The 4,210-nt window shown below is 67.2% G+C and carries 5 protein-coding genes; 3 read left to right on the top strand and 2 right to left on the bottom strand.

All coding sequences use genetic code 11. The features are described from left to right. Both ACIPIA_RS11195 and eda read left to right on the top strand, forming a co-directional pair. Nucleotides 1-279, top strand: a 279-nt coding sequence (locus ACIPIA_RS11195) for a 6-phosphogluconolactonase (RefSeq protein ID WP_400509481.1), incomplete at its 5' end; no start/stop codon positions are given. A 39-nt stretch (nt 280-318) separates the two neighbouring features. Next, a complete protein-coding gene (gene eda / locus ACIPIA_RS11200; protein WP_400509483.1) occupies nt 319-963 on the top strand; it encodes a bifunctional 4-hydroxy-2-oxoglutarate aldolase/2-dehydro-3-deoxy-phosphogluconate aldolase in 645 nt (214 codons plus the stop codon). A 180-nt stretch (nt 964-1,143) separates the two neighbouring features. Here the strand turns inward: eda and ACIPIA_RS11205 are convergent, their stop codons facing one another. Both ACIPIA_RS11205 and ACIPIA_RS11210 read right to left on the bottom strand, forming a co-directional pair. Beyond that, nucleotides 1,144-2,247, bottom strand: a complete 1,104-nt coding sequence (locus ACIPIA_RS11205; protein ID WP_400509485.1) for an NAD(P)/FAD-dependent oxidoreductase — start codon at nt 2,245-2,247, stop codon at nt 1,144-1,146. 9 nt (nt 2,248-2,256) lie between these two features. Next, complete coding sequence (locus ACIPIA_RS11210) at nt 2,257-3,432, bottom strand: M20 aminoacylase family protein (RefSeq protein WP_400509487.1); 1,176 nt, start codon at nt 3,430-3,432, stop codon at nt 2,257-2,259. Between the two features lie 451 nt (nt 3,433-3,883). On the opposite strand from ACIPIA_RS11210, the gene ACIPIA_RS11215 reads away from it, so the two are divergent. Next, nucleotides 3,884-4,195, top strand: coding sequence for a hypothetical protein (locus ACIPIA_RS11215; RefSeq protein WP_400509489.1), 312 nt, complete (start codon nt 3,884-3,886; stop codon nt 4,193-4,195). Nucleotides 4,196-4,210: the final 15 nt, after the last annotated feature.

Genomic DNA, 4,210 nt, shown 5'->3' on the forward strand with positions numbered 1-4,210 from the left:
GGCCCGGATGGGCACATCGCCTCGCTCTTCCCGGGCGAGGAGGCGACCTTCAATGCAGAGCCGGCAGGCGGCATCGTCATCGCCAGGCCCCCGGGCTTGCCGCCGCGCCTTTCGCTCTCGCTGGAGCGCCTGCTCGATGCCGGCTGGGCCGGGCTGCTGATCTCCGGCGAAGCCAAGGAAATGGTCCTCAGGGAGGCGCCGGAGCGAGGAACGCCGCTTCCAGTCGACAGGCTGCTCGAGCGGGAACAGGGGCTCGACGTCTACTGGGCGAAGGAGTAGAGCCCGCTCACCCGCTCAAATCGATTGAAAGACGAAGCCATGGACGAGACTGCCGCGATTGCCCGGTTGAAGAGCTGTGGGGTGATCCCCGTCGTCGTGATCGAGGATGCCTCGCGCGCCGTCGACCTCGCTCATGCGCTCGTTGCTGGCGGTATCGACGTGGTCGAGGTCACGTTGCGCCGCCCGGCCGCGATGGAGGCCCTTGCAGCCATCGCGAAGTCGGTTCCGAAGGCGCTGCCCGTGGCCGGCACGGTCGTCACGCCTGCCCAGGCTGCGCAGGTCAAGGACGCCGGCGCCCAGGCCGTGGTCAGCCCCGGCTTCAGCGAGAGCGTCGACGAGGCGCTGCGCAAGGCGGAGCTTCCCTGGCTGCCCGGCGTCGCCACCGCCTCGGATTGCATGCGCGCCGTCGTTGCCGGGCGCATGACGGCCAAGTTCTTCCCCGCCGAGCAGGCGGGCGGCCCGCCGGCGCTGAAGGCGCTGTCCGGCCCCTTCCCGCAGATGAGCTTCTGCCCGACCGGCGGCGTCGGCCTGAAGAACCTCGGCGACTACCTCGCCTTGCCGCAGGTGATCTGCGTCGGCGGCTCCTGGCTGGTGCCGGCGGACGCGATCGCGTCGGGCGACTGGGACCGCATCACCACCCTGGCCCGAGAGGCCAAGGAAGCGTTCCTGAAGTTCAGGGGGTAAGACGCACGCACCGGGAAACAAGTGAGGTGCGAGGGCGGAAGGGTGTCATCCCGTGCGGGCTGCGGCATGCAACGCTGCTGTACAGACACGGGATCCTTGCCAGAAAACGGCACCTTCTTGTCTGGCGATCCCGTGTCTGCGCAGCAGCGTTTCACGTTGCAGCGCGCACGGGATGACACCCTATGACAGCTTCTCGCGCACCATTTCCGCGATGGCGAGCGAACTCGTCAGCCCCGGGCTCTCGATGCCGAGAAGGTTGACCAGTTCCGGAACGCCATGGACCTCCGGCCCGTCGATGCGAAAATCAGGCATCGGCTCGGCCGGCCCGTGCAGTTTGGGCCGGATGCCGGCATAGTCGGCGACCAGCGCCCCGTCCTGCAGAGCCGGCCAGTAGGTTCGGATCGCGGCGTAGAATTTTTCGGCGCGCGCCGGGTCGACCACCAGATCCTGGTCGCTCTCCACCCATTCGACATCGGGGCCGAACTTGACCCGTCCACCCATGTCGATCGTGGCGTGGATGCCGAGGCCGGCCGCTTCCGGTACGGGATAGACCAGATGCGTGAAGGGCTGGCGCCCCGTCAGGGCGAAATAGTTGCCTTTGGCGTAGTGCTGCACCGGCACCTGCCCGGCCGGGAAGCCTGCCAGCATGCCGAGCAGCTTCGGCGCGCCGTGGCCCGCCGAGTTCACCACGGTGCGCACCGTATAGGTTGCCGGATCGTCGCCGCCGAAATCGACGCTGAAGCCGTCCGCCTCGCGCCGCCAGGCGGTGATCGGCGTGTTGAGCGCGAGCGAACCGCCCGCCGCCTCGCATTCGCCCAGCAGCGAAAGCATCAGCGCGTGGCTGTCCACCACGCCGGTCTCCGGCGAGAGCAGGGCGATCTCGCAGCGCACCTCCGGCTCCATCGCCTTCGCCTCGGCGCCGGAAAGCCAGCGCAGCGAGGCGACGCCTGATGCCTGCGCACGGGCCATGATCGTCTCCAGCGCCGGCTTCTGGGCTTCGGAGGTGGCGACGATCAGCTTGCCGCAGGCCTTGTGCGGCAGGCCACGCTCCTCGAGGTAGCGGTAGAGCTTCCTGCGGCCTGCGACGCAGACCTGCGCCTTCAGCGAGCCGGGCGGATAATAGATCCCGGCATGGATGACCTCGGAGTTGCGCGCCGAGGTCTGGGTGCCGATGCCTTCGGCCGCTTCGGCGATGACGACCTCGCGCCCGGCGATCGCCAGTTCGCGGGCTACCGCGAGGCCGACCACGCCGGCCCCGATCACCAGGCAATCGATGTCGCTCATCGCCGGTCGTCAGGCTGCGCGCGGCGGCATGGCGATCTCGATCAGGCTCGCCCAGTAATTCACCCCGACCGGGATCGCCGCATCGTTGAACTCGTAGGCCGGATGGTGCAACCCGGCCGAGTCGCCGTTGCCGATATTGATGAAGGCGCCGGGGCGCTCCTCCAGCATGTAGGAGAAGTCCTCCGAGCCCATGGTCGGCGGGATGTCGGTCTTGATCGCGTCGGAACCGAAGGCCTCCTTGGTCACGCTGGTGACGAAGTCGGTCTGGCCGTGATGGTTGAAGGTTACGGGATAGCCGAGATGGTATTCCAGCTCGTACTTCATCCCGAATGCCTTCATCACGCCCTCGACGATCTCGGTGATGCGCTTCTGCGCGAGCTCGCGGGTCTTCGGCGTCAGCGTGCGGACCGAGCCCTTGATCTCCGCGGTCTGCGGGATGACGTTGAAGGCTTCGCCGGCATTGAGCGCTGTCACCGAGACGACGATCGACTCCAGCGGGTCGGCATTGCGCGAGGCAACCGTCTGGAGGGCGCTGACCAGAGCGCAGGACGCGACGATCGGATCGTTGACGTTGTGCGGCGCGGCCGCATGCCCGCCCTTGCCCTCGATCTTGATGTGGATGCGGTCGGCGGCGGCCATGGCCGGCCCCTTGGCGATCTCGAAGCGGCCGATCGGGATGCCCGGCTTGTTGTGCATGCCGTAGACCTCCTGGATGCCGAAGCGGGTGATGAGCCCGTCGTCGATCATCGCCTTGGCGCCCGCGCCGCCTTCCTCGGCCGGCTGGAAGATCAGCACGGCGGTGCCGTCGAAGTCGCGGGTCTGGCTCAGATACTTCGCCGCGCCGAGCAGCATGGCGGTGTGGCCGTCATGGCCGCAGGCATGCATCTTGCCCGGAATGGTCGAGCGATGCTCGAGATTGGTCTCCTCGTGGATCGGCAGGGCGTCCATGTCGGCGCGCATGGCGATGACCCGGCCGGAATCCTGGCCCTTGCCCTTGATGACGCCGACGACGCCGGTCCGGCCGATGCCCGTGACCACCTCGTCGACACCCCATTCCTTCAGCCTGTCGGCGACGAGGCCGGCAGTGCGGTGGACGTCGTACATCAGCTCGGGGTGGCGGTGGATGTCGCGGCGGATCGCGGTGATTTCGGGGGTCAGCGCCGCGATGATGTCGGTCTTGGGCATCGTATCCTCTGAGATGGCATGGGGCGACCGCGCAGAAAGCGGGTGCCGTCCGTCACGCTAGCCCAGCCCCGGCCCGGCTGTCCAAGCCGGCAGCGCGCAGGGGGCGGGCTTTGGCGGAATGGCAAGGAGCGTTCGGAAGGTCATCGGTGATCTGACCAAAGGCATGGATCGATCTGGGTTACGCTTATGCAATAATCCAGAAAGGCCGTAGCCATGATTTGGCCTTCCTTGACGAATAGCGGAGGCATCCTCCGCTCGGGCCATCGAGATTATCTGGCCTGATCCTTCCCAGTTCCCCTTGCATGTTTGGTAGATGATGCGTCGCTTGTCGTTGCTTGCGTTTGTTTGCGGTTTCTTGCCTTCGGTCGTTCTGGCTGATGTTTCTCCCGAAAAGATATCCTTTCAGCCGCAGGTCAAAGGCCTGGGCTGCCTGAAGCCGGAGACGAAGGCGATGATCGCCGAACTCACCGCCAGGATCGGCCCGATCCAGATCACCTCGACCTGCGGCGGCCGGCATGCCCGCCACTCGCAGCACTACAGCGGCAACGCGATCGACTTCCGGCCGCTGGCGACGTCGGCGCGCAAGGCCGCGGCGGCGGCGCGCTCGCTCGACAGCGTCGGTGGGGTCGGCACCTACTCGAACGGTCTCGTGCATGCCGATGTCGGCACGCGGGAGGCCTCCTGGTACGGCCACAAGCGCAGCCGATACGCCTCCGCCAGCAAGCGAAGCCGCTATGCAAGGCTGGCCCGCAACAGCAACTGACGGGGCCGCTCCGGC

It is taken from the genome of Allobosea sp. CER48, from assembly GCF_044752385.1.
Lineage (GTDB): Bacteria > Pseudomonadota > Alphaproteobacteria > Rhizobiales > Beijerinckiaceae > Allobosea.